Origin of the sequence: Rhodomicrobium vannielii ATCC 17100 (assembly GCF_000166055.1) — a bacterium.
Taxonomy (GTDB): domain Bacteria; phylum Pseudomonadota; class Alphaproteobacteria; order Rhizobiales; family Rhodomicrobiaceae; genus Rhodomicrobium; species Rhodomicrobium vannielii.
Genome location: NC_014664.1, coordinates 2387501 through 2411824 on the forward strand (window position 1 = coordinate 2387501; position 24324 = coordinate 2411824).

At 63.6% G+C, this 24324-nt stretch carries 20 protein-coding genes (1 of these 20 running past the window's edge); 13 read left to right on the forward strand and 7 right to left on the reverse strand.

Annotated elements, in window-relative coordinates:
• Positions 1-1275: the 3' portion of a M23 family metallopeptidase gene (locus tag RVAN_RS19030; protein WP_013419786.1), read on the forward strand. Its footprint begins 726 nt before the window's first position; only the last 1275 of its 2001 coding nucleotides appear in the window; the start codon falls outside the window, past its left edge; it ends in the stop codon at positions 1273-1275.
• Positions 1276-1323: 48 nt separating this feature from the next.
• Here RVAN_RS19030 and pdxY read toward each other — a convergent pair whose 3' ends face one another.
• A complete protein-coding gene (gene pdxY / locus RVAN_RS10975; RefSeq protein ID WP_013419787.1) occupies positions 1324-2193 on the reverse strand; it encodes a pyridoxal kinase in 870 nt (289 codons plus the stop codon).
• 131 nt (positions 2194-2324) lie between these two features.
• Between pdxY and RVAN_RS10980 the strand changes: the two genes are divergently transcribed.
• The 5 genes from RVAN_RS10980 (at position 2325) to RVAN_RS11000 (ending at position 6652) form a co-directional block, all read left to right on the forward strand.
• Complete coding sequence (locus RVAN_RS10980) at positions 2325-3194, forward strand: HpcH/HpaI aldolase/citrate lyase family protein (protein WP_013419788.1); 870 nt, start codon at positions 2325-2327, stop codon at positions 3192-3194.
• A gap of 120 nt (positions 3195-3314) precedes the next feature.
• Positions 3315-4010 (forward strand): ABC transporter permease, encoded by a 696-nt coding sequence (locus RVAN_RS10985; RefSeq protein ID WP_041787490.1) that lies wholly within the window; start codon positions 3315-3317, stop codon positions 4008-4010.
• Positions 4007-4696, forward strand: a complete 690-nt coding sequence (locus tag RVAN_RS10990; protein WP_013419790.1) for an ABC transporter permease — start codon at positions 4007-4009, stop codon at positions 4694-4696. Before RVAN_RS10985 ends, RVAN_RS10990 begins: the two co-directional genes overlap by 4 nt.
• 203 nt (positions 4697-4899) lie before the next feature.
• Positions 4900-5691 carry a hypothetical protein gene (locus RVAN_RS10995; RefSeq protein WP_013419791.1) on the forward strand — a complete coding sequence of 264 codons (792 nt, stop codon included), beginning with the start codon at positions 4900-4902 and terminating at the stop codon, positions 5689-5691.
• A 154-nt stretch (positions 5692-5845) separates the two neighbouring features.
• A complete protein-coding gene (locus tag RVAN_RS11000; RefSeq protein ID WP_013419792.1) occupies positions 5846-6652 on the forward strand; it encodes an exodeoxyribonuclease III in 807 nt (268 codons plus the stop codon).
• Between the two features lie 428 nt (positions 6653-7080).
• Here the strand turns inward: RVAN_RS11000 and RVAN_RS11010 are convergent, their stop codons facing one another.
• The 3 genes from RVAN_RS11010 to RVAN_RS11020 all read right to left on the reverse strand — a co-directional run bounded on the left by RVAN_RS11010 (position 7081) and on the right by RVAN_RS11020 (position 10474).
• A complete protein-coding gene (locus tag RVAN_RS11010) occupies positions 7081-8436 on the reverse strand; it encodes a TMEM143 family protein (RefSeq protein ID WP_013419793.1) in 1356 nt (451 codons plus the stop codon).
• Positions 8437-8515: 79 nt separating this feature from the next.
• A complete protein-coding gene (locus tag RVAN_RS20505) occupies positions 8516-8989 on the reverse strand; it encodes a hypothetical protein (RefSeq protein WP_169309541.1) in 474 nt (157 codons plus the stop codon).
• A gap of 204 nt (positions 8990-9193) precedes the next feature.
• Entirely contained in the window at positions 9194-10474 is a 1281-nt protein-coding gene (locus RVAN_RS11020; protein WP_013419795.1) for a collagen-binding protein, read from the reverse strand.
• 303 nt (positions 10475-10777) lie between these two features.
• On the opposite strand from RVAN_RS11020, the gene RVAN_RS11025 reads away from it, so the two are divergent.
• The 4 genes from RVAN_RS11025 (at position 10778) to RVAN_RS11040 (ending at position 17194) form a co-directional block, all read left to right on the forward strand.
• Positions 10778-13114: a Tex family protein gene (locus RVAN_RS11025; protein ID WP_013419796.1), complete on the forward strand. Its 2337-nt coding sequence runs from the start codon at positions 10778-10780 to the stop codon at positions 13112-13114.
• A 456-nt stretch (positions 13115-13570) separates the two neighbouring features.
• A complete protein-coding gene (locus RVAN_RS19675; protein WP_210160434.1) occupies positions 13571-14188 on the forward strand; it encodes a hypothetical protein in 618 nt (205 codons plus the stop codon).
• Positions 14189-14525: 337 nt separating this feature from the next.
• Positions 14526-15995 carry a YcjX family protein gene (locus RVAN_RS11035; protein ID WP_013419798.1) on the forward strand — a complete coding sequence of 490 codons (1470 nt, stop codon included), beginning with the start codon at positions 14526-14528 and terminating at the stop codon, positions 15993-15995.
• The gene (locus tag RVAN_RS11040) at positions 15992-17194 is read left to right on the forward strand and encodes a YcjF family protein (RefSeq protein ID WP_013419799.1); all 1203 of its coding nucleotides are present in this window, start codon (positions 15992-15994) and stop codon (positions 17192-17194) included. The genes RVAN_RS11035 and RVAN_RS11040 overlap by 4 nt, the downstream gene beginning before the upstream one ends.
• Here the strand turns inward: RVAN_RS11040 and RVAN_RS11045 are convergent.
• Positions 17160-18239, reverse strand: coding sequence for a YeiH family protein (locus tag RVAN_RS11045; protein WP_013419800.1), 1080 nt, complete (start codon positions 18237-18239; stop codon positions 17160-17162). The two genes, RVAN_RS11040 and RVAN_RS11045, sit on opposite strands and share 35 nt — an antisense overlap.
• Before the next feature lie 112 nt (positions 18240-18351).
• A complete protein-coding gene (locus RVAN_RS11050) occupies positions 18352-19224 on the reverse strand; it encodes a LysR family transcriptional regulator (protein ID WP_013419801.1) in 873 nt (290 codons plus the stop codon).
• A gap of 143 nt (positions 19225-19367) precedes the next feature.
• On the opposite strand from RVAN_RS11050, the gene RVAN_RS11055 reads away from it, so the two are divergent.
• The 3 genes from RVAN_RS11055 (at position 19368) to mutL (ending at position 23300) form a co-directional block, all read left to right on the forward strand.
• Positions 19368-19895 carry a DUF4142 domain-containing protein gene (locus RVAN_RS11055; protein ID WP_013419802.1) on the forward strand — a complete coding sequence of 176 codons (528 nt, stop codon included), beginning with the start codon at positions 19368-19370 and terminating at the stop codon, positions 19893-19895.
• Positions 19896-20112: 217 nt separating this feature from the next.
• Positions 20113-21456, forward strand: coding sequence for a glucose-6-phosphate isomerase (locus RVAN_RS11060; RefSeq protein ID WP_013419803.1), 1344 nt, complete (start codon positions 20113-20115; stop codon positions 21454-21456).
• Between the two features lie 26 nt (positions 21457-21482).
• Positions 21483-23300: a DNA mismatch repair endonuclease MutL gene (gene mutL, locus RVAN_RS11065; protein ID WP_013419804.1), complete on the forward strand. Its 1818-nt coding sequence runs from the start codon at positions 21483-21485 to the stop codon at positions 23298-23300.
• An 11-nt stretch (positions 23301-23311) separates the two neighbouring features.
• Here mutL and RVAN_RS11070 read toward each other — a convergent pair whose 3' ends face one another.
• On the reverse strand, positions 23312-24298 hold the full coding sequence (locus tag RVAN_RS11070; RefSeq protein WP_013419805.1) for a zinc ABC transporter substrate-binding protein: 987 nt from the start codon (positions 24296-24298) through the stop codon (positions 23312-23314).
• Positions 24299-24324: the final 26 nt, after the last annotated feature.

The following is a 24324-nucleotide window of genomic DNA, read 5'->3' on the forward strand; positions in this document are numbered from 1 at the left end:
TACACCGAGAGCGAAGTTGGCCTGGAAGGAGTCGCGCCACAGGACACGAAGCGGCTCGCGGGAAGCGATATGGCGTTCGCTGCGCCGGAGCCTCACACCACCGTTCTCGTAAAAAGAATGGAAGAGGAAGAGAGCACCGACGAAGGATACGACCGCCGGTCCATCATCGCGAAGGGCTACGAATCACTCGATTCGGTCATCAGGGGCGTCGGCGTCGATCCGATGCAGGCCGGGCTGGTTTCCGCAGCCGTCGCCGCGATAACGAAAACGCGGAAGCTCCGTGCGGGCGAGGAAGTGCGGCTCGGCCTCACGCCCTCGGCGTCAGAGGAAGGCGGCGTGGACGTCGGCAAGATCACCGTGGTGTATCAGGGGACAAACGTCACCATCGTGCGCGACGGCGAAGGCGGCTACGCGCCGAGCGAAAAGCACCTGAAGCCCGAACACAAGGCGGATGACACCGTCGGCGACAGGGCGACCGTCTATCTCAGCGCGTATCGCGCGGCGCAATCGCAGGAAATCCCGTACGACTTCCTGATGAAGTTCGTCAAAGTCCATTCCTATGACGTAGACTTCAAGCAGCGTGTAAAGTCAGGCGACGGTTTCGAGCTGTTTTACGATCTGGTGCAAGACGAAAATGGCGTCGAGCGACCGGGCGAACTGTTTTACGCTGCCGTCACGATCGGCGGAGAAACGCACGGTTATTATCGGTTCCGCAGCAACGAGGGTGTCGATTATTTCGACGACCGCGGCTCGAACTCGAAGAAGTTTCTCATGCGCACGCCGATTCGCGGCGCCCGCCTGACGTCCGGCTTCGGATGGCGCAAACACCCGCTGCTGCACACGCTTCGGCTTCATTCCGGCGTCGACTGGGCAGGCCCGATCGGGACGCCAATCTACGCGGCCGGTAACGGTGTGATCGAGACGGCGGAGCGCAATGGCAACTACGGAAATTACGTTCGCATCCGCCACGCCAACGGCTACAAGACCGCCTATGCTCACATGCTGCGTTTCGCCCAAGGGGTCGCGACGGGCGTCAAGGTTCGACAGGGGCAGGTCATCGGCTATCTCGGCAACACCGGCATGTCGACGGGTCCGCATCTCCATTACGAGGTGCTGATCAACAGCCGCTTCACCAACCCGCTTTCGATCAAGATCCCCAAGGCGCGACAACTTCAAGGACGCCTGCTCGCCGATTTCCGCAAGGAAAGGGCCCGCATCGACGATCTGATGCGCCGCCCGCCAGTGAAGACGCGCGTCGCGACGGTCGAGCGTTAGGACAATAAGTCTCTTAAAGTCCGCGCGCCGTTGCTCCAAAATGCGGCGTCAACCAGCTTCCGCGTCGTCGTCGTCGTCGAGGCCCGGCAGCGATGCCAGCGGCGCAAGAACCGGGTCGGCCGCTGCCCAAACCGCTTGCGTTTCGATCAACGCGAGTTCGCTGCGCCCCTCGCTCTTCTCTACGACGGCATCGATGGCAGCGGTTGCAGCGCGAAGCGAGGCGCTCGCGACGAAGCCGTTCAGCTTGTAGGACAACAGGAACGCCGCAAGCGCGTCGCCCGTGCCGTGCGCCGTAAGCGCCCGCCTTGGCGAGACAGTTGCGAAGACTTCGCCGCCCTTGACGAGAATGTTGGCAACCGAATCGGGTTTCCCCGAAGGCGCGGAGGTCACGACAACGGTCGGTCGCGCGAGCGCCAGCGCCGCCGCAATCGCGCTTGCCGGGCTGGCGATGGGGCGTCTTGCCAGCCATCCGAGTTCGAAAAGGTTCGGCGTGACGGCGTCGGCCACCGGCACGAGCACATCGCGCACGGCCTCGGCTGTCGCCTCGCTGACATAGAGCCCGCGCGGCAAGTCGCCCACGACGGGATCGCACAGATAAAGCGCGGCCGGATTTGCCGCTCTGATTTTCGCGATCCAGTGGCGGCTGAGCTCCGCATGCTCGGGCGTGGGAATGTAGCCCGTCAGCACGCCATCGATCTCGGAAAGCCAGCCGTTTTCTTCCGCCGCGTGAAGGAGGGCGTCGAGCTTGTCGACGGCGACAGGCTCTCCCGCCAGCGCCTTGTATCCGGGCCGGTTCGAGAGCAGAATCGTCGGCAGGGGCAGGACATCATGCCCCATACGTTGCATGACAAAGGCCGTCGCGGAATTCCCGACATGCCCGTAAATCACCTGTGACGAGATCGATAGAACTTTCGCCATATGGACCGCGCGCTCTTTTTCGACAGTCTTACGCGGAAAGCGCCGCCTTGGCTCGGAAAATTTTGGCCAATGGCGGCAAAGCGCTTGCCCGCTCAATGCAAAGTTGAGTCATATCCGAAGGAGAACACCCGATGATCAAGCCTCGCCGCAGCGTCCTTTACATGCCCGGCTCGAACGCCCGTGCGCTCGAAAAGGCGAAAACCCTGGCCGCCGACGCACTCATTCTCGACCTTGAAGACGCGGTCGCGCCAGACGCGAAAGAACTCGCGCGCACTCAGGTTTGCGAGGCGGTGAAGGCGGGCGGCTATGGCGCGCACAAGATCGTCATCCGCGTGAACGGCTTCTCGACGCCCTATGGCGAGGCGGATTTCGCGGCCGCGCTCGAAGCGATGCCCGATGCGATCCTGCTGCCGAAGATCGAGACGGCGGCGGATCTCGACCTTGCTCGCAAGCGCGCGCCGAACGGCACCGGGATTTCGCTTTGGGCGATGATCGAGACGCCGCTCGCCATCTTCAACCTCAAGGAAATCGCGCAGGCCGCTGCCTCGAACGAGCTGCCGCTCACCTGTTTCGTGCTCGGCACCAACGACCTCGTGAAAGCCACGCGCGTTCTGCCCGGCGCGGATCGCCTGCCGCTCATCGCATGGCTGTCGCTGACGGTCGCCGCCGCGCGCGCCTACGGCATCGCGGTGGTGGACGGCGTCTATAATTCCATCAAGGACGAGGAAGGTTTCCGCGCGGAATGCGTGCAGGGCCGCGCGCTCGGCATGGACGGCAAGACGCTCATCCATCCGAATCAGCTCGCCATTTGCAATGAGGTGTTCTCGCCTTCGCCCGAGGAAGTCGCCGCCGCAACGAAAATCGTCGAAGCGTTCGACTTGCCGGAAAATCAGGGGAAGGGCGCGATCAGCCTCGACGGGCGCATGGTGGAGCGGCTCCATGCCGACATCGCGCGGCAGACGCTCGCCATGGCGGAAGCCATCGCGCGGCCGAAGCATTAGCTTGTGACACGGCGCGGCGCTTCCGGGTCTGCCGGGGCGCCGCGAACGGCGCCGACAGGCTTGCCGGGCGCAAGGCTTCGTGCTTAAGCTTTTGGCGGTTCGTGCAAAGCGGGGAGCGGCTTGGACGGGGTCATCTGGCAATGGAGCGGCGCGCTCGCCGAGGGCGCGGCCATGACAGTCGGCCTTGCGCTGGCGACGCTTCCATTCGGCCTCGCGCTGGGGCTTGCGGCAGCGCTGGCCAAAACCTCGCATATCGCGACGGCGCGCGGCCTTGCGGAAGCTTACACCACCATCTTTCGCGCGCTGCCCGAGCTTCTCACGCTGCTTCTCATCTATTTCGGCGGCCAGATCCTGCTTCAGAAGATCGCCGCAGCCACAGGCCTGCCGGTCGATGTGCAGGTTTCGCCGTTCGTGGCCGGGCTAGTCGCGCTCGCGCTCGTGTTCGGCGCTTATTCGAGCGAAGTCATTCTCGCGGCGCTGAACGCCGTCGAGCGTGGCCAGATCGAAGCCGCGCGCAGCTTCGGCATGTCGCCGCGACAGGTGTTTCGCCGCGTGCGGCTGCCGCAGATGCTTCGCTTCGCGCTGCCCGGCCTTGGCAATAACTGGCTCGTGCTGCTGAAGGACACGTCCCTCGTCTCCGTCATCGCGCTGAGCGACCTCCTGCGGGAAACCACCATCGCGGTGCAGGCCACGCGCGAGCCGTTCAAATTCTACGCGGTGGCCTGCGTGATTTACCTCGCCATGACGGCACTTTCGACGCTCGCCATCGCAAGGGCCGAACGCGCGGCGGGGCGCGGCTTCAGGAGCGCGCGATGATAAACTGGACCCTGTTCGAGCGTTTCGGGCCGCGCATGGTAGAGGGCTTCGCCGTCACGCTGGAGCTTGCTTTCGGCTCGGTGCTGCTCGGCCTGTTGATCGCGGCGCCGGTTGCGCTCGGGCGGGCCTATGGCGGGCGCGCGCTGTCGGGCGCGCTTTTCGGCTACACCTACATGATGCGCGGCACGCCGCTGCTCGCGCAGCTCTTCCTCGTCTATTACGGATCGGCGCAGTTTCAGACGAGCCTCGACGCGGCTGGGCTTTGGTGGCTGTTCCGCGATCCGTTTTACTGCTCGCTTCTCACCTTCACGCTGAACACCGCCGCCTATCAGGCCGAAATCCTCGCAGGGGCCGTGCGCGCCGTGCCGCGCGGGCAGGTGGAGGCGGCGAAGGCCGCCGCGATGTCGCCCGCTCTTGTCGCGCGCCGCATCGTTCTGCCGCAGGCCGCGCGGCTCGCGCTGCGCCCCCTCGGCAACGAATTGATCCTGATGGTGAAGGCGAGCGCGCTCGCCAGCGTCGTCACCGTCTATGACTTGCTTGCGACGGCGAAGCTCGCGTTCCAGCGCACCTACGATTTTCAGGCCTACATCGCCGCGGCGCTCGTCTATGTGCTGACGGTGGAGATCATCCGCCGGGTGTGGAATATGCTCGACAGGCGGTTGAACCGTCACCTCATCCGCGCGTAACCGTTCGGCGCGGGCGGATACGCAAGCACTGTGCAAGAGGCCTTACGCCAAAGCCCGGTCACGGTTATGGTTGCGATTGCGATTTGAATTGCGGAGCAGCCTCGGTCAAGCGATTGATGGACGCGTGAGAGCGGTTTCTTCGGCGGGGCATGCGCGCGAAGAAGACGGGTCGCCGCTCAAGAAGCTGGGCTTGAGGGGGTCCGATGCGGGTTTGGCTGAAAGCGCTCTTATTGTTCGGCCTCATGGTGGCGACGCCCTTCGCCATTCAAGCCTTGGTCGGACGCCCGCCGCGCTGGTTCGACGCGGCTCCCTATTTTTCAGTCGCGGATTATATCCCGAGCGTCCAGACGCTGATCTACATCGTCGGCGTTGTCGGGGTGATCGCCGTCATCTTCAACTATCTTTTTTACAGCACCGGGCTCGATGAGATCCACGGCTGGCTCAAACTCGCCGAGCGGGAGATGAACGTCATCCTGAAGGGCGTGGACGCAAGCAGCGGCAAGGGCCGGGCGGACGACCGGATCAAGTGGTGGAACGACATCACCAGCAAGGATGCCTTCTCCAAAACGCCCGATAAAATCTTCGACTTGAACGAAGAAGACGCGAAAAACCGAGGTGGGCCAGGACCCAAGGCGGCGATAACGGCCTTTCTGCTGCGCGAAATATACGATGGCGATATCGAACTCGCGCAGAACAAGATCCTTGCAGAAATGAGAGCCAACGACGGCAAAGTTCCCCATGTCGTCGCGGGGCTTCGGGAAATCCTCGGCCTCGACGATTATCTCGCCGCGAAAGCGGAGTATGAGAAGGAGAAGGCCGCCGGGGTGGTGCGCGATGAGCCACGCTTCAGCGATTTTGGCGTCAACTGGGCGGCGCTGCTTCTCGTCGTGCGGCTTGGCGGCTTCCCGCGCGATATCACGATGACGAAGGGCAAAGACCCGGACAAGGAGATCGTGAAAAATCGGGAAGCACTGGAACTGCTCACTCGCGTTTGATTGGCGCGACCCGGCGTCCGAATATCGACGGCGAAACAAGACATCCATCCGCCGCAATGAGGCGTTTCCTGCCTCCCTCGGGATGAGCGGTGCCCTCGTCGCCCGGTACCGAAGTCGCCGTGGCAGCAGGCCTCCGTAAACGCGAATCGAGCGCATGACACTCCGCATCACCACTTGGAACATCAATTCCGTCCGCCTCCGCTTCGAGCTTGTCGCCCGCTTTGTGCGCGAGACGCGGCCCGATATCCTTTGCCTCCAAGAAATCAAATGCCGCGACGAATTTTTCCCGCTCGAAGGCTTCCGCGAGCTTGGCTTCCCGCACATCGCGATCTGCGGGCAGCCGGGCTATCACGGCGTAGCGACGCTGTCGAAGCTGCCGCTTGAACCGCTGCCGCGTCAGAGCTTCTGCGGCACGGAGGAAGCGCGCCATCTCGGGGCCAAGGTCGCGCTGCCGAGCGGCGGCACGCTCGCCCTGCATAATATCTACGTGCCCGCGGGCGGCGACATCCCCGACCCGGAGTTGAACCCGAAGTTCAAGCAGAAGCTCGCCTATCTCGCGGCGCTGGCGAAGTGGGAGCGCGGCTGGACGGACGACGCGAACGCCGTGCTCGTCGGCGACTTCAACGTCGCGCCGCTCGAAACCGACGTGTGGTCGCACAAGCAGCTTCTGAAGGTGGTCAGCCATACCCCCGTCGAGGTGGAGGCGCTGACGAAGGTGCGCGTGGATGGCCGCTGGGTGGATCTCGTCCGCAAGGTCATCCCGCCGGAAGAGAAGGTCTACAGTTGGTGGAGTTACCGCGCGCGGGACTGGGCGGCGTCGGATCGCGGGCGGCGGCTGGATCACATCTGGGGCAGCGCGGCGATGGCCGAGCGCACGCGCGCCGTCAGCGTGCTGAAAGATGCGCGCGGCTGGCCGGGACCGTCCGACCACGTGCCGGTCACGCTCGATTTCGAGGGGTAAACAGCCGGCTAAACCAGTCGTGTCAAATGTAGCGCTTACACCCCAGCGGACTTTTCGGGACCAAGTCGATTCGCTCGACCCAAAATTCCTTCCGGCTCGGAACCTGTCGCGGAACTGATGTTCCCCAATATGCACGGCGGTTTCGGCTGAGGATGCTTATCATCCGCCCCCGAAACGCTTCCGCCTGTCGCAATTCCAACGTATTCACAGGGAGTAACGCGTCGAAAATTATTGAGATATCGATTTACGCACCGTTCTTGCGGTGGATCATTACTGGCGGCGACGTCGCACTTTTGGCCGCGATGACGGCAGTCGCCTTTGTATGCATGGCATGGTCCGGCACGGAGGATGAGAATGACCGTGCTTGATTACCTCTCGGCTGCGCTTCCCATTCTCGTCGCGCCAGCGTCTCCGCGATCTGTGCCAGCTTAAGCCGCCGTAGGCACCGCCCGCCAGAGGCCTTCCAGATGCCCACGCGCGTCCTCCAGATCGCGGATGCGGGGCGCGCCCGCGTCGTCGGCGACCAGCAGGCCGAGCTTGCGCAAATGGCGGCAGCCGTCCTCGATTTCGAAGTCGCAATCGATGGAAAATTCGGTCTTCAGGAACCTGTCCGCCTCGATCTTCGTGGCCTCAAGGCCGAGATGGCCGTAGCGCAGAAGAAGGGCGTAGGTCAACACGGCCTCCTTGATGTCCTCTTCCTCGGCGTCGTCGTTCAGCGCGGCGAGGACGCTCTGATTGCTGGCGATGTTGTGGAAATAAAGGCTCTGCGCGAGCTTCGCCATATAGCGCGTGCGCGTGTTCAGGAAGCTCGTGAAGCTGCGGATGATCGCGCCGACCGCGCCCGCGATTGTGAAAATGACGAAGAAAAGGCTAAGCGCAACAGCGGCGACGAACTTCAGCGCGGCCATGACGATGGCAAAAATCGTGCTGCCGCCGGAGCCGATCCAGAGCCACAGCTTGTCGAACAGGTTGAATTTGATCTTCGCGTTCGGAAACAGGATCTCTATGTCGCTTTTCGGGATGCGGCGGAAGATCTTGAGGTGCAGCGTTTCTTCGGACACCCCTTCCAACATCTTCTGGTTTCGGATTTTCTTGACGCGCTTTTCAGCTTTCTCGCGCGAGATTTTCTCGATGCGCATGATTTCGGCGACGCGCGTTTCCACTGGCTTCAGCTTGAGGCCGATGAACAGACGTCGATAGGCATCTACTTCGACCGGTCGCTCGATAAGCCATGCGGTCTTCCACGATGTGGTATTGACAGGAATTTTCACATCGCCGCGATAGAAGAGAAGATGAAAGTCGAACTCTTTGAGGTCGACTTCGGCGGCGAACCCCTGGTGATATTCCGCGCCGAGGATCTTCTCCAGCTCATCTTGGCCGATCTGAATGTAATTTGCCGCAGTGGCAGTCTCGATAATACTCTTCCTGAGCTTCGGCAACAATTCCGTGCGTCGATCAGGGCCAAGCTTGACCACGTTCACGGTTTCATCGTCGGGATTGAATGGGTCGTAAAGCTCCACGAGAGAATCGAGCCAGCGCGCCGACTCCACTTGCCGCAGCGCGCAAATATACTGAAAAACGTCTCCCGCGAGCACCCGCTGGCCGGTGTCGAAAAGCTTATCGAGCGCGCGCGCAATGACCACGCCGCGATCCACCGAGATAAACTTTTCGGAAACGACAGACGGGATGGTCTGCCCGGGGACGGTGTCGATGCCTGTTTCGGTCTCAATCTGAACGGGAGGAGCCTCAGACGCCATGCGATCCGCCTCCAGTTGCCCGTCCATCCGCTGCCCTCCGGTTGTAACCATTCGTTTACCCTTTTTCGCGGTCGTCAGCAATACAACCCCGGAAAAGCGCGAGCGATCAATTGGCTGGACGGGTCGGGGTGGCTTTCGCGGCGGGCGATGCCGGCTTGGCGGGTTCGCTTGCTTTCGACGGTGCCGCTTCCGGGTTCGCGACAACGGCGGCTGGCGGGGCGACGGCATCCACCATGATCCCTTCGATGCGCCAAACGCCGCCAATTTTCAGGAACAAGAGATCGTATTGAATCTGAAGCGGTTTGGTCGGGAAATCGCCGACGAGGTGAAGCTGGTTCTGCGGCGTCAGCTCGGGCTGCCTGACGAGGTTCGGAGCAAGCACGAGCGCCGGATTGAGACTGACCCCCCGGTTCCGCAAATTGGCGAAAATCGCCGTAAGCTGGGCCTGATCGAAGCGCTCGCGGAACACCGGCGAACCGAGGTCGCGAAGCACGGAATAGTTGCCCGTCTGGTTCGCGTGCTGCAACGCCATGATCGTCGATTTTATCAGAATGACAATTTCGAGCGTGTCTATCGCCATCTTGGCCTGCCCGGTTTGCGCGGGCGGTTTCGTCGGCGCCGGCGGTGCCTTGGACTGCGCCGAAGCGCTGGCGACGAAGGCTGTCAGGCACGCAACGCTAAGGCAAATACGAAACAGGCTCACTCGCATGACATCTCCTCGGACACAAAAAAGGTTGCCGCAACGCGCGGCAACCTTATCTGCATAAACTGGACTTTACCCAACTTACCAAGTGAACTGTAGACCGGCGCGACCGGCAACATTGTCGCGCTCGGTGCTGAAACCAACGCCACCCGTCGCGGCGACGCGCTCTCCGGCGCCGAAAAGGTTCTTCCCGAGAACGCCCTGGAAGCCGAGGCCGATTGCATTCGAACCATCATACGTGCCGAAGTTGACAGATACGCCGAATTTCTCACCCGCAACGAGGTCCGGCGTCTGGATCGACAGCGCAATCGCAACACCGTCGCGCACGTCCTTGATGCGGTCGTTCAGCACCGCGTCGTTGAAATCGACGTAAGCCTTGTTGGTGGCGTCGCCAGCCGCGATTGGAGCACCGAGGTTCGTGATGCGATTGCCGTTATAGTCGGAATTTCCGCCGAAGCTCGATGCGCCAGAAACGGCGAGGGTGTCGGTCGTAGTGGCGCCGGTCACGGTGGAGTTGCCGGTAATGTGGGTGTTACCCGTGATGGTAGCGCCGCCGGTGGTGACGTTCAGCGCGCCGCCAGATGTGATACCGCCCGTTCCGGCGGTAAGGGCCTGACCGGAGACAGTACCGGTCGTGGTCGAGTTGCCTGTAATGGTCGTGTCGCCGGTGATGGTCGTGGCGCCTGTGATCGTCGTGGCGCCTGTGATCGTCGTGGCGCCGGTGATGGTAGCGCCGCCGCTGAGCGTTGCAAGGCCAGTCGTCGTGATGCCGCCCGCTCCGGCGGTGAGGGTCTGCCCCGAGACGGTACCGGTCGTGGTCGAGATATTGCCACTGGTGGATGAGATATTGCCGGACTGTGTCTGTATTCCGCCGGTCGTTGTCGAGATTTGCGCGTTGCCGGTGGCCGTTACCCCCGCTCCGGTCACTTCAACAGTGCCCGACGTGGAAGGGCCAGAGCCGTTGTCGACCTGCGTTGTCGCGGTGAAGCCTGTGCCAGACACCGTCGCAGTGTTGGTGGCGGTGCTCGTCGTGGGGTCGGCAACGCCGCCAACATAAGTCGTCGTTACAGCCGTCTGTGTCGCCGTAACTGACGATCCGTTCACCGCTACCGATGTGTCGGTTACGGTCTGAGTTCCGTCTGCGGGAGCAGCTGCCGGATCTGTGGCCGTCGCTCCGTTGAAGGTCAGGCCGGTCGCGTTGCTCGTGCCATCGGTAAGGTTTCCGCTAGCGTCGGTTTCAAGCGCCGCTCCGGCCGCCACGCCGTCCACACGAACCGTCGACTGCGCGAACGCCGAACCGCTGGAAAGTGCGATGATGCTCACGCCGCCAAGAAGCGCCGCAAAGGCCTTGTTTGCATACATTGAGAAGTTCCCCTTTTTTGCGCCCTGGAAGGCGGGTATGTGCAACGCGAAGGACGCAATACAAACTTAACCATGCCTTAGGTTGCATATTCGCCTGATCCTCTCAACCTTAACGTGCAGCGATACCGCGTAACCGCACGGTTGTGCTGCAATCTCGCAACACTTTCGGTTGAGTTGAGCTAGGGGAGGATCTGCGGCTTATCGATCTCGTCATTTGAACCATAGGTGCGGCGTTCTGTATGATCGGGCGATTCGCGCCGGCCCCTTCCCGCGCCGGCCCACATCAGCGGAGCAGCGAGACACATGAAGTCCATCGAACAGCGGATTGCGGAAGAACTTGGCGTGCGCGATGCGCAGGTGCAGGCGGCGGTCGATCTCCTCGACGGCGGCTCGACGGTGCCGTTCATCGCGCGCTACCGCAAGGAAGCCACCGGCATGCTCGACGATGCGCAGCTCCGCACGCTGGAGGAGCGGCTGCGCTATCTGCGCGAGATGGAAGACCGGCGCAAGGCGATCCTCGACAGCGTCCGCGAGCAGGGCAAGCTCGACGATGCGCTAGAGGCGCGGATCATGGCGGCGGATTCGAAGGCGCGACTCGAAGACATCTATCTGCCGTTCAAGCAGAAACGGCGCACCAAGGCGCAGATCGCGAAGGAGGCCGGGCTTGAGCCGCTGGCAGACGCGCTGCTGACCGATCCGACGAAGCTGCCGGACGCGATCGCAACGACGTTCATCGACGCCGAGAAGGGCGTGGCGGATGCGCAAGCGGCGCTCGACGGCGCTCGTGCGATCCTCGTGGAGCGCTTCGCCGAAGACGCGGACCTGATCGGCGGCTTGCGCGAAGAAATGTGGGGACGCGGGCGGCTCGCGGCCAAGGCGAAGGACGACAAGAAGGACGCGCCCGAAGCCGCCAAATTCGCGGACTATTTCGACAAGGCCGAGTCGTTCGCCAAGATGCCGTCGCATCGCATCCTCGCGATGTTCCGCGGCGAGAAGGAAGGCTTCCTCGACCTGAATTTCGAGCCGGAAGACCCGGCGCAGGCCGCGCCATCGGGGCCGTCGCTGTATGAGGCGCGCATCGCACGGCGCTTCAACATCGCCGACAAGGGCCGCCCCGCCGACAAGTGGCTGAACGACACGGTTCGTTGGGCGTGGCGCACGCGTATTCAGGGCCATCTTTCCGTGGATCTTCGCATGCGGCTTTGGCAGGCGGCGGAGGAAGAGGCGGTGAAGGTGTTCGCCGGAAATCTGCGCGACCTGCTGCTCGCCGCGCCCGCCGGAACGCGCGCCACGATGGGCCTCGATCCGGGGTTCCGCACGGGCGTGAAGGTGGCCGTAGTGGACTCGACCGGCAAGGTCGCCGCGACGGCCACGATCTATCCGCATGAGCCGAAGCGGCAATGGACGGAGTCGCTCGCGATCCTCGGCCGCCTCTGCAAGCAGCACAATGTCGACCTCATCGCCATCGGCAACGGCACGGCCTCGCGCGAGACGGACAAGCTCGCGGGCGAACTCGTTGCGCTCGCGCCGGAGCTGAAGCTGACGAAGGTCATGGTGTCGGAGGCGGGCGCGTCGGTCTATTCCGCCAGCGCCTATGCCAGCGCCGAACTGCCGGACCTCGACGTGTCGATTCGCGGCGCGGTGTCCATCGCGCGTCGCCTGCAAGACCCGCTCGCCGAGCTCGTGAAGATTGACCCGAAGTCCATCGGCGTCGGCCAGTATCAGCACGACCTCTCGGAAACGAAGCTGTCGCGCTCGCTCGACGCGGTGGTGGAAGACTGCGTGAACGGCGTCGGTGTGGACCTCAACACGGCGTCGGTGCCGCTGCTCGCGCGCGTGTCGGGCATCAGCGAAACGCTCGCCAAGAACATCGTCGCCTATCGCGATCAGAAGGGCGCGTTCAAGCGCCGCGCCGAGCTTCAGGAGGTGCCACGCCTTGGGCCGAAGGCGTTCGAGCAGGCGGCGGGCTTCCTGCGCATTCCGAACGGCGACGACCCGCTCGACGCGTCGTCGGTGCATCCGGAAGCCTATCCGGTCGTGCGCAAGATCGTGTCGGCGGCGAAGGTGGACATCAAGACGCTCATCGGCAACGCGCCCGTGCTGCGCGGCCTCCAGCCGAAGCAATTCGCCGACGAGAAATTCGGCCTGCCGACCGTGACCGACATCTTGCGCGAGCTTGAGAAGCCCGGCCGCGACCCGCGCCCCGCCTTCAAGACCGCGACCTTCCAGGAGGGCGTCGAAAAAATCTCCGACCTGAAGCCCGGCATGGTGCTGGAAGGCGTGGTGACGAACGTGGCCGCGTTCGGCGCGTTCATCGACATCGGCGTGCATCAGGACGGCCTCGCGCATGTCTCCGCGCTGTCGAAGACCTTCGTGAAAGACCCGCGCGACGTGGTGAAGCCGGGCGATGTCGTGCGCGTGAAGGTGCTGGAGGTGGACGCGCCGAGGAAGCGCATTTCGCTGACGCTGCGCCTCGACGATCCGATTGGCGCGGAGAGCGAGCGTCCGCAGGGCGGCGGGCAGCGCGCCCCCACGCCGAAGAAGATGAGCGCCGCGCCGAAGGCTGGCGCGCGGCCCGAGGCTGGCGGCGGCGCGTTCGCGGACGCTTTCCGCAAGGCGGGGCTTAACGGGCGGAAGTGATGACGCGGGGCGGGCGGAGCGATCCGCCTGCTCTGTTTACAGCGCGGTCTGCGTTTCGGCATCGCAGTGCAGCGGCTTTCCTCGGCTGAGTGCGGCGCTGCTACTAAGCCGCTCAGCGCTTTCTGCCAAGGCAGAAGCGGTATTTAGCATGAAATGGTGGGGTCAGCACCCCCTTTGGAAACCCCGGGATCACCGCGAGCACAGCGGATTACATTGAGGACAGGATTACGGGATCACACAGAAAAAAACAACATATTGAAAATAAATAAAATAAATGAATTTCAGGAGCCATATCGCGCGATTCATAATAATTTATAGTGCGGAACCGCCGATCATGCTACGTTAAGGCTTCAATTCGGGTTCCCGAAAGGTGCCCTATGATGAGCCCAACCCCTCATTGTTTAGCTGGCTCCTCTGGGCCATTGTCGTTTCAGAAAATAGCGGGGACTAAAAACAATGGCCAACGGACGACAAGCAACCGCCAAGCGAATGAAAATGGCAGAGCGCTCCAAACAACAAATGGAGATGCATTTTTCAGGATTTCATTCAGCTTTTTTGTGGCATCGCAAGACAAACGACGGGTTCACAACAGTTCCTCGGACACTGCCAATTATAATGCAGGCCGTTGACATGCAATCAAAGGGACAGCCTGCGGGGCATACTCTATTTTGTCTCTGGGCTCGTTCACCGGATAACCCCGTCATCGTCATTGAGAACCCGGTTACTTTTGCCGCAGAGGCCGGATTTTTTGGAGAGCGTGCTGTTGATACTTGGCGTAAGCGCATGAAAAAGCTTCGGGAGCTTTTCATGGTCCAGACGAAATCCGGCCCTTCTGGAGAGTTCCATTATATTTTGCTGGTTAATCCAAACGCTGCATTGGAGTGGATGCGAGACCGCGGACTTGTTCAGGACGGAATATATGCCCGGTTCGTTGACCGCCTGATGGAGGTTGGCGCTTACGGAGAAATTGAAGCGGTGCATGATGCTTGGGCGGCGCAAAAGGCAGTTGATGACGCCGCCGCCGCTGATGCCACCGCTTCGGCGACGGCCAAGCTGGTTGTGGCCGCAGCTTAGGGCAGCGAAAACGGAGGTGAAAATGATGAAAAGAAGAGTTTGCGATCTTAAGCGCCTGCTCACCCGCTTAAGGTCGACAAAATAGAGCTCGGCCCCGAAAGGGCCGAGCATGGTGGGTATCTCTACCGCGCTTGCGGAGCAGGCTGCAAACCATCGCCCCGCAAGCGCACCATAACCAAACAAAAGTTGCCGCTCCAGTTTATTTCGCAATTATTCCGAAAGGCTCCTCACCTCGCCACCCCGACACCCCAAGCGTCGCAGCGCCGCAAGCGCCGTTATTCCCCTCCGCCGCGTCTCCTGTTAAAACAGCCGCTTCATCTCCCGGAACGCGAGAGGAATGGCCTTGCTGGAACGCTGGTCGAGTTCAGCGCTGGAAACGTTGGCGCGCGCGCAGGACACCGCCGCCCAGATGTTCGCGCCGTCCGTGCGGCTCGGCGTGACCGGGCTGTCGCGCTCCGGCAAGACGGTGTTCATCACCTCGCTCGTGCATAATCTCATGGCGGGCAATGCGCTGCCGTTCTTCGAGCCGCTGGCGCAGAAGCGCATCCTGCGCACCTATCTCGAACCGCAGCCGGACGACGCCGTGCCGCGCTTCGACTACGAGGGCAACCTCGCCAAGCTCACCGCCGCCGAACCGGAATGGCCGGAGGGCACGCGCCAGATCAGCGAGCTTCGCCTCACGTTCGAGTATGCGCCCGGCGCGATGATGCGGCGCGCGCTCGGCGCAACGCGGCTGATGCATCTCGACATCGTGGATTATCCCGGCGAGTGGCTGCTCGACCTGCCGCTGCTCGACCTCACCTTCGAGGAGTGGTCGCGGCAGTCCATCGCGATGGCGCGCGAGCCGAGCCGCGAACCGGCGGCGAAGGAGTGGCTGGCGTTCCTCGCGGAGACGAACGCACGTCAGAAGAAAAACGAGCAGACGGCGAAACAGGGCGCGGAGATTTTCACGCAGTACTTGCGCAAATGCCGCGACGACGCGCTGTCCTTCTCCAGCCTTACACCGGGCCGCTTCCTGATGCCGGGCGACCTCGCGGGCTCGCCCGCCTTCACCTTCTTCCCGCTCGAAGCGCCGGGAGGCGCGGCGCCGCCGGACAACAGCCTTTGGGCGATGATGGCGCGACGGTTCAACTCCTACAAGCGGCACGTCATCCAGCCGTTCTACCGCGATCATTTCGCGCGGCTAGACCGCCAGATCGTGCTGGCCGACGTGCTGACCGTGGTGAATGCGGGCGCGGATGCCGTCGCCGACCTCGAACGCGCGATGAGCGACATCCTCGGCTGTTTCCGCCACGGCCAGAACCCGTGGCACGCCATGTTCAGCGGGCGGCGCATCGACCGCATCGTGTTCGCCGCGACGAAGGCGGATCACCTCCACCACACCAACCACGACCGGCTTGAAGCGATCCTCGGCCTCATCGCCAAGAAGAGCATCGCGCGCGCAAACTTCACCGGCGCGGAGGTGAAGGCCTTCGCGCTCGCGAGCGTCCGCGCGACGGGCGAGGCGGAGGCGCGGCAGGGCAACGACCGCCTACCATGTATCGTCGGCGTGCCCCTGAAAGGCGAGCGCCTCGGCAGCCGCGCCTTCGACGGCAAGGAACAGCTCGCGATCTTCCCCGGCGACCTGCCGGAAGACCCCGCGCTCGCGCTGTCGCCGGAATGGCTGAAAATGGGGCACTCGGCGGCGCACTTCGTCCGCTTCCGCCCGCAACGCCAGCGCGCGCTCGGCTTCGGCGAAAGTCCGGTGCTGTCTCACATCCGGCTCGACCGGGCCTTGAACTTCCTCATCGGCGACAAACTCTCATGACCGGCGAACCGAAAGGCCGCACACCCGCGGCGTTCAATCTCGACGACCCAAGGCTCTCGGCGGACGTGCCTCTGAGGGATGAGGCGCCCGCGTACAAGCCGGAGGCGCAGAAGGTGTCGCCAGCCGCCGCGTCGCGCGCCGGAGAACCCGGCCCCGACAAGCCCGGCGCCGCCCCACCGCCCGGCGCGCAGCCGAACGCGAAACCGCGCGCTGCCGGGCCTCAGCCAAATGCGACGGCTCCTGCGCTCGCGCCTTCGGACCAGCCTTCCGGGACAACGGCAGAACCTCCAGAGAAAGCGATCTCGCGCACGCGGAAATGGGGCGGCCTCTTCCTCTCGGCGGTCGGCGGCCTCGTCGTGCTCGCAATGCTCATCTGGGTGCAGGACACGTTCCTGTCGCTCCTCGGCCGCCACGACTGGATTGGCTGGGCCGCGACGATCCTGCTTGCTGTCGCCGTCTTCTCCTTCGCGATGATCCTCGGGCGGGAAATCGCTGGCCTCGCCCGGCTTTCGGCCATGACGAATGTGCGCAAACGCGCCGACTCAGCGCTCATGGTCGAGGACACGAAACAGGCCCGCGTCGCGGCGGGTGAAATCCGCGCCATCTTCGCCGAGAGGCGCGAACTCGCGGACGGTATCGCGCGGCTCAAGAAACACGAGCGCGACATCATGGATGCGAAGCAGGTGCTGGGCCTGACGGAGCGCGAGCTGCTCGTGCCGCTCGACAAGCTCGCGCGCGTGACCATCGGCTCATCCGGCCGCCGGGTGCTGACGGTGACGACGCTCTCGCCCGCCGCCATCATCTCGGTCGGCTTCGTCGCCTATGAAAACTTCCGCATGCTCCGAAACCTCGCCTCGATCTATGGCGGCAGGCCCGGCATCTTCGCCATCCTGAAACTGATGCGGCTTATCGCGGGACATCTCGCGCTCACGGGCGGCATCGCGTTCACCGACGACATCCTGTCTCAGGTGCTCGGCCATGGGCTGACCGCGCGCGTTTCAAAGCGTCTCGGCGAAGGGCTTATCAACGGCGGCTTCACCATGCGCATCGGTCTCGCGGCGGTGGAAGTGCTGCGGCCGCTGCCCTATGTGGAGGCAAAGCAGCCGCGCTTCCGTGAGTTTGTGTCCGAGTTTCTGAAGGTCGGGCACCGCTTCGCCGGAGAGATCACACCGGAAGGGAAAGAACGAGGCCGAGGCTGAATGCCGCGATGAACAGGCTCGCGCTCGCGGCTAAAGCCAGTGGGCGCAGACCCTTCGCCGCGAGCTTTCGGAAACTCGTTTCCAGCCCCATAGCGCCGAGCGCCATGGTTAGCAGCACCATCGTCAGCGTGCCGAAACCGCTCCGCACTTCCGCCGGAATATCCACTACGCTGTTGAAGAGCGTGAGGGCAACGAAGCCAAGCACGAACCAGGGCATCGGCACGGAGGCGCGCGCGCCATCTTCAGCCGCCGAGGCGCGCCGCGACGCGACGAAACCTAGCGTCAGCACGAGCGGGGCCAACATCATCACGCGGCTCAACTTGGCTATCGTTCCATATTCGCCCGCTTGCTGGCCGGACTGGAACGTAGCGGCGACAACTTGCGCGATCTCGTGGATCGACGCGCCCGCCCATAAGCCATAGCCCTGCGGACCAAGGCCCAGCATCGCCGGCAGCATGGGATAGACGAACATCGCGATGGAGCCGAACAGCGTCACGCAGGCGACCGCGTAGGCCACGTCTTCGTCATGCGCGTTCGTGACCGTGTTCGTGGCGATGACCGCCGACGCGCCACAGATCGATGTGCCCGCCGCAATCAGTTCGGCGAGCTTCCGCTCCACGCCGAGCATGCGGCCAAGCCATTTCGTGAAGACGAAGGTCGCGACGAGCGAAGCTGCTATGATCGCGACCCCTGCGCCGCCAACCGCAGCGACTTGCCCGACCGTGAGTTGAAGGCCGAGTAGCACGATGCCGATGCGCAGAAGCTTGCGCATGGAAAAAAGCACGCCTTCCCTTGCGCGCGATGGCGTGCCGAACAGATTGTGAAACGCCATACCGAGCACGATCGCGAGAATCAGCGGACTGAAGGTGGCGACGCCCGGGACTTCCCGCAGCGCGAAAGCCGCGCCCGTGATCGTCCCGACGAGGAACAACCCGGGCCAGATGCTTTGGCCGACACGATGCCGGAGCGCGCGGTGGAGGCGATGAAAGCGACGCCTTTTGCGTAAATCGCCTTCATCGTGAAATACGGTTTCGATATTCGCCACGATTGACCCCCAAGGATTTCCTTGATGGTCGCCCGCGCAGAACAATCATTCCAACAAATAGTTTGGGTGGTTTTAATCTGGAAATGAGAACGATTGCGCGGCTAAGGACGTTTCACTCGACCAGATCGAGCAGCGCGCGCTCCGCCTGGCTGATGCTCCGTTCCTTATGCCGGGCGACGTAAAACGGGCGTTCCGGTAGCGGCAGAGACACCAGCGCGAGCGTCCCCGCGCTCACGAGCGGTTCCGCCACAAGGTCGGATATCGCCGTCGCCCCCGCACCGGCACGGACCGCCGCACACACGGCTTCGTTCGATGGCAGTTCCATCGCAACTTTCAGGGAGGTTGGGTCCACGCCAAGCCCGCGCAGAGCATCCTCGAAAATCGCGCGCGTCCCGGAGCCCGGCTCACGCATCACCCACTGACCTTGCATCAGATCGTCAGTGGCCACGTCCCGACCGTTCCATTCGTGCAGGGGACTGACGACGAGCACCAGCCTGTCGCCCTTCACGGCGCGCAGCCGCAGAGCTGGATCGTCGATCTTGCCTTCCGCGAAACCGATATCGGCAAACCCCTCGCGCACAGCCGCAGTCACCTGCTCCGTGTTGCCGATGGCAAGCTGGACCGAGACCCCCGGATACGCCGCGCGAAAGCGGTGGAGCAACGGCGGCAACCAGTAATTCGCGATGGTCTGGCTCGCGAATAACGACAAGGTGCCCGCCATGCAGCCTGCAAGATCGTGCAGCACGCGCTCTGCTGCGGCGCTCCGCGCCAGCACCGCGCGCGCCTCGGAGAGGAAGAGGCGACCCGCATCCGTCAGTTCGATGCGCCGTCCGATGCGATGGAAAAGCCGGGTGTTGTAGCGGGCCTCCAGCGCCGCGATGGCCGCGCTCGCCGCCGACTGGGTGATGTGGATCGCCTCGGCCGCGCGCGTCATGTGCTCCCGCTCGGCCACGGCGACGAAAATGCGCAATTGCTCAAGAGTCATTGCCGATGCCGCCGCCGCTTTCCGTTGCCCGGCTACTGTAGGGCGTTCCCGGGCACGGATACAACGGCAAGGGGGAACGAGGCTGAACCTCGCCTGTTTACTCTCCAAAAATGCCGCTTTGCGGCTCTCAAGGAGAGATTTCAATGAGACGTTTCCTGATCGCCGTTGCGGCCTTTCTTGTCGCCGCGGGTTTCACAGCGCCTTCCTTTGCGCAACTTTCGACGCCCAGGTTGTCTCCCGATGAAGCGTTCGTGCGCGATCTCAGTTCGGGCGGGCTTTTCGAAATTCAGGCGGCCTATATTGCCTTGCAGAAAACGGACAACGAGGATGTGAAGCAGTTCGCAAAAAAAATGGTCGAGGACCATGGTGCTGCCGACGCCAAGCTCAAGGATACGCTGAGCAAGGCTAATATAAAAGCGCCGCAGGTCACGATCGACGAGCGGCGCATGCAGGAGCTTGACTATTTGAAGGTGGCCGATCGCGATTTCGACCGCCAGTATATTCAGCAGCAGCGCGAAGCGCATCGCGACACGGTGAAACTTCTGGAAAACTACATCCAGCGTGGCGGCAACGAGCAGTTAAAGCAGTTCGCGACCAATCTCCTGCCGACCATCAAGCAGCATCTTGAAATGGCCGACACTCTCAGACCCAAAGAATCTGCGCGCCGCTAGTGGTCGGTTCCATCCCGTAGCGCAAATGTTCTCCCGAACGTAGGCGGACCGAATACGCGGGAAAGCGGTCACGCCACGAACAGGAAAAAGCCGCGCCTCGCGGCTTTTTCTATGCGCCGGAAGCCGTGCGTGCGATCAGTTGTTGAAAGCTGAAGCCGGATGTCTTGCCTTGGGAGGCGGGCATCGTGAGGGTAGCACTGACAAAGGGATTCGCGCCATGACATCGCATCCATCCTATCGCCAATCGATTGAGGGCAGCCTCTCCACGAAGATCGGAGACGCGGGCCTGAGCCCGGACCGGCTCACGCAGTGGCTGACGCTGCTGACGCCGCGCTTCAAGGCGCTTGAGGAAGCCGCGCAGACCGACAGTTTCGCGCATTTCCGCATTCTGAAGGACACCGCCGACATCGAGGAAACCCGCGCGGCTTATGACAAGCTCGCGGCCGGTGCGGAAACCATCGTCATTCTCGGCACGGGCGGTTCGAGCCTTGGCGGGCAGGCGCTGGCGCAGGTCGGAGGCTGGGGCATTCCGGGCGACAACGGCAATGCGGCGGCCAAGTTGCCGGAGCTTCGCTTCTGCGACAACCTTGACTCGCGTTCCTTCACGCGCGGCCTCGCAAGCCTCAACATTCCGAAGACGCGCTTCATCGCGATTTCGAAGTCCGGCACGACGGGCGAAACGCTGTCGCAGGTGCTGACCGCGTTCAAATTCATCGAGGATCAGGGCCACGGCGCGCTCATCCCGCAAATCTTCCTCGGCGTGACGGAGCCCAAAAAGCCCGGCGTTGCGAACGGCCTGCGCGAGTTGTTCTCCGCGCGCGGCATCCCGCTGCTTGCGCACCCGACCGACATTGGCGGGCGCTATTCGGTGTTTTCGGTCGTCGGCCTCCTGCCGGCGCTCGTGCGCGGTCTCGACGTGGCGGCTTTCCGCGCGGGCGCGCTCGACGTCGTGAAGCAGCTCTCCTCGGCCACCATGCCGGAGGATCACCCCGCCGCAGTCGGCGCAGCGCTTTCCATCGGCCTCGCGAAGGATCTCGGCGTCACGAACTCGGTGCTCATGCCGTATTCGGATCGGCTCGAACGCTTCAGCGCGTGGTATGTGCAGCTTTGGGCCGAAAGCCTCGGCAAGAACGGCGAGGGCACGACGCCCATCGGCACGCTCGGCCCGGTGGACCAGCACAGCCAGCTTCAGCTCTTTATGGACGGCCCGGCGACGCACCTCATGACGGTCGTTCGCGTGGCCGAGGCGGAAGACGCGGATCGCGGCCTTACGATCCCCGCCGAACTGGCCGCTGAGGCGGGTGCGCCGTATCTCGCAGGAAAGAGCATCGGCGATCTCGTCGCGGCGCAGCAGAAGGCCATCGTCGACGCGCTCACCAAGGCGAACCGCCCCGTGCGCACCATCGACGTGCCGAAGCTCGACGAGCGGGCGATTGGCGCGCTCATGATGCACTTCTTCATCGAGACGATCCTCGCGGGCGACCTCCTCGGCGTCGATCCGTTCGATCAGCCCGCCGTGGAACTCGCGAAGATCCTCACGCGGCAATATCTCGCCGCCTGACGAACGCCGAAGCACGGGGACGAAGGGTGACGATCCGCGAACTGAGTCAGGTCGAAATCAATCGCATCGCCGCTGGCGAGGTGATTGAGCGGCCTGCCAGCGCGGTGAAGGAGCTTGTCGAAAACGCCATCGACGCGGGCGCGACCGCCATCGAAGTCATCGCCGAGAGCGGCGGGCTGTCGTTGATCCGCGTCTCCGACGACGGCATCGGCATGGACGAGGCGGACCTCGCGCTGTGTGTCCGCCGCCACGCCACATCGAAGCTGCCGAGCGGCGACCTCATGGCTATCCGCACGCTCGGCTTTCGTGGCGAAGCGCTGCCGTCGCTCGGTTCGGTCGGCACGCTTTCCATCGTGACCCGCCCGCGCGCGCTTACACGCGGCCATGAAATCGAGGTGCGCGGCGGTGAAACATCGCCCGTGCGCCCCGCCGCTGCGCGCCCCGGCACATGCGTCGAGGTGCGCGACCTGTTCGCCGCGACGCCTGCGCGCCTCAAATTCATGAAGTCGGAACGCGCCGAGAATGCCGCCATCTCGGACGTGGTGAAGCGGCTCGCGCTGGCCTGCCCGCATGTCGGTTTTGCGCTGACGGTCGGCGAGCGCGCCTCGCTCCAACTCGCCCGCGCCGCCGATGGCGATGAAAACGCCGTGCGCGCCCGCCTCGCCCGCATCATGGGCCGCGAGTTCGGCGAAGACGCCGAGCCGGTTCACCTCGAACGCGACGGGCTGGCGCTGACGGGTTACGCCGGGCGGCCGACGCTCAACCGGCCGGATGCGTCGCTGCAATATGTGTTCGTGAACGGTCGCCCCGTGAAAGACCGGCTGCTGTTTTCGGCCATTCGCGGCGCTTATGTCGATGTCGTCCCGCGCGGGCGCTTTCCGCTGGCGGTGCTGTTTCTCACCGTGCGCGTCGAGGATGTCGACGTAAACGTGCATCCGGCGAAGGCCGAGGTGCGGTTCCGCGAGGCGAGCCTTGTGCGCGCGCTCGTCGTCTCGGCGCTGCACGATGCGCTGCGGTGCGCGGGCGCGATGGCGGCGCGTCCAACCGGCGCGCTGACGCCCGCTTCCGCTGCGGCGCCGGAACCGTTGCAATATCGAGCGCCGCTGCGGACCTGGCCACAAAGTCCGTACCGCTCGACATACCCGCAACCGATGACGGAACCCGGCGCTGGGTTCGAGGAAACGGCGCTTGCGTTCGACACGGAAGATGCGAGCCAGTCGTCAGCGAATGGAGCGACGCACGAAGCCCGCGATTCCGAAGATGCAAATTACGAGCGCCTCGGCATGGCGCGCGCACAGGTTCACAACACCTACATCCTCTCCGAGACGCCGGACGGCGTGATCCTCATCGACCAGCACGCCGCGCATGAGCGCATCGTCTATGAGAAGCTCAAGGCGGCCCTTCTCGGCGGGCGCATCGCGCGGCAATTGCTGCTCATTCCCGAGATCGTGGAAATGCCGGAAGACGACGCCGCGCTCGTGGCCGAGCATGCGGAGACGGTCGCCGGGAGCGGCCTCGCGCTCGAAAGTTTCGGCCCCGGCGCGATCATCGTGCGCGAAGTGCCCGCGCTGCTAGGTCACTGCGATCTGCAGACCCTCGTCCGCGACCTTGCCCACGAACTGAAGGACAGCGCGAACACGGTCGAGGCGCGGCTTCACGCGATCTGCGCGACGATGGCGTGTCACGGAAGCGTCCGCGCGGGGCGCCCGATGCGGCTCGACGAGATGAACGCGCTGCTCCGCGAGATGGAAACCACGCCGAACGCCGCGCAGTGCAATCACGGGCGGCCGACCTATGTCGAGCTGTCGCGCGGCGATCTGGAACGGCTGTTCGAGCGGCGGTAGGCTGATTGCCGTTACGGCCTCAGGCAATCGGCGATGCTCGCGGCGTTCGCGCGCATCATGCCGAAATATTGCTCCGGCCCTGCTTCGATCCGCACGCCGATTTCATCGAGAATGCCCCGGCGCGCGTGGGTGCCTTCCACCAGCATGTCGATCAGTCTCGGCGAAAATTGCGGCTCGGCGAAAATGCAAACCGCGCCCTTTTCGCGAATTGCATCGCGCAGGGCGGCGACGCTGCCCGCGCCGGGCGCGCGCTCGGGGCTCGGCGTCACGGTGCCGAGACTGTTCAGGCCATAGCGATGTTCGAGATATTGCGTCACATCATGGAAGACGACGAACGGTCGCGCCGATAAACCGGCTAGCGTCTTCCGCATTTCGGCATCGAGCGCCGAAAGCCTCGCCTCAAGCGCGGTGGCGTTTGCGTCGTAGCGCGCCGCGTTTGCCGGATCGACGGCGGAGAGTTGCCGCGCAATCTCGCGCACCAGCGCGGCGGCATTTACCGGATCGAGCCAGAAATGCACGTCCGCCTCGTCGGGCGTCGGTGCCGCAGTCGATGACGCGCCATGCGAGGCTCTTGGCGCGAGAAGGTTCAGCCCGGACGCCCGGTCGAGATCAACGACCCGCGCCTTCTCGGGCAGCGATGCCAGCGCCTTGTCCAGGAACACCTCAAGGTGCGGCGAAACGCGGATGACGAGATCGGCACCCGCAAGCGCTCGCGCGTCTGATGGCTTCAGAGCGTAGGAATGGGGCGAGGCCGCTCCGTCGAGGAGCAATTTAGGCTCGGCCACACCCGCCATTACGGCGGCGGCGAGCGAGTGCACGGGTTTGATGGTAGCCACAACGCTCGGCGCGGCGAGCGATGGCGTCGCCACCGCGAGCGCAGCGAAAAGCAAGGCGACGATCACCAGCTCCGCAGCGAACGGGACGTATCGCCTCCAACGCCGGGTGATGTTCAAGGAATTGCGCGCCAACGCGCGGCGGCCCGGCAAGGAATTGATCATGATTTCGTCCGCAACCGGAAACAAGG

What these genes read in the sequence shown, in the direction of transcription:
- RVAN_RS11060 (WP_013419803.1), top strand. Translation starts at nt 20,113, where the DNA reads ATGACATCGCATCCATCCTATCGCCAATCGATTGAGGGCAGCCTCTCC.
- RVAN_RS10995 (WP_013419791.1), top strand. Translation starts at nt 4,900, where the DNA reads ATGCGGGTTTGGCTGAAAGCGCTCTTATTGTTCGGCCTCATGGTGGCG.
- RVAN_RS11070 (WP_013419805.1), bottom strand. Translation starts at nt 24,298, where the DNA reads ATGATCAATTCCTTGCCGGGCCGCCGCGCGTTGGCGCGCAATTCCTTG.
- RVAN_RS19675 (WP_210160434.1), top strand. Translation starts at nt 13,571, where the DNA reads ATGGCCAACGGACGACAAGCAACCGCCAAGCGAATGAAAATGGCAGAG.
- RVAN_RS11035 (WP_013419798.1), top strand. Translation starts at nt 14,526, where the DNA reads ATGGCCTTGCTGGAACGCTGGTCGAGTTCAGCGCTGGAAACGTTGGCG.
- RVAN_RS10980 (WP_013419788.1), top strand. Translation starts at nt 2,325, where the DNA reads ATGATCAAGCCTCGCCGCAGCGTCCTTTACATGCCCGGCTCGAACGCC.
- RVAN_RS11010 (WP_013419793.1), bottom strand. Translation starts at nt 8,436, where the DNA reads ATGGACGGGCAACTGGAGGCGGATCGCATGGCGTCTGAGGCTCCTCCC.
- RVAN_RS11050 (WP_013419801.1), bottom strand. Translation starts at nt 19,224, where the DNA reads ATGACTCTTGAGCAATTGCGCATTTTCGTCGCCGTGGCCGAGCGGGAG.
- RVAN_RS11000 (WP_013419792.1), top strand. Translation starts at nt 5,846, where the DNA reads ATGACACTCCGCATCACCACTTGGAACATCAATTCCGTCCGCCTCCGC.
- pdxY (WP_013419787.1), bottom strand. Translation starts at nt 2,193, where the DNA reads ATGGCGAAAGTTCTATCGATCTCGTCACAGGTGATTTACGGGCATGTC.
- RVAN_RS20505 (WP_169309541.1), bottom strand. Translation starts at nt 8,989, where the DNA reads ATGGCGATAGACACGCTCGAAATTGTCATTCTGATAAAATCGACGATC.
- RVAN_RS11020 (WP_013419795.1), bottom strand. Translation starts at nt 10,474, where the DNA reads ATGTATGCAAACAAGGCCTTTGCGGCGCTTCTTGGCGGCGTGAGCATC.
- RVAN_RS10990 (WP_013419790.1), top strand. Translation starts at nt 4,007, where the DNA reads ATGATAAACTGGACCCTGTTCGAGCGTTTCGGGCCGCGCATGGTAGAG.
- RVAN_RS11055 (WP_013419802.1), top strand. Translation starts at nt 19,368, where the DNA reads ATGAGACGTTTCCTGATCGCCGTTGCGGCCTTTCTTGTCGCCGCGGGT.
- RVAN_RS11025 (WP_013419796.1), top strand. Translation starts at nt 10,778, where the DNA reads ATGAAGTCCATCGAACAGCGGATTGCGGAAGAACTTGGCGTGCGCGAT.
- RVAN_RS11040 (WP_013419799.1), top strand. Translation starts at nt 15,992, where the DNA reads ATGACCGGCGAACCGAAAGGCCGCACACCCGCGGCGTTCAATCTCGAC.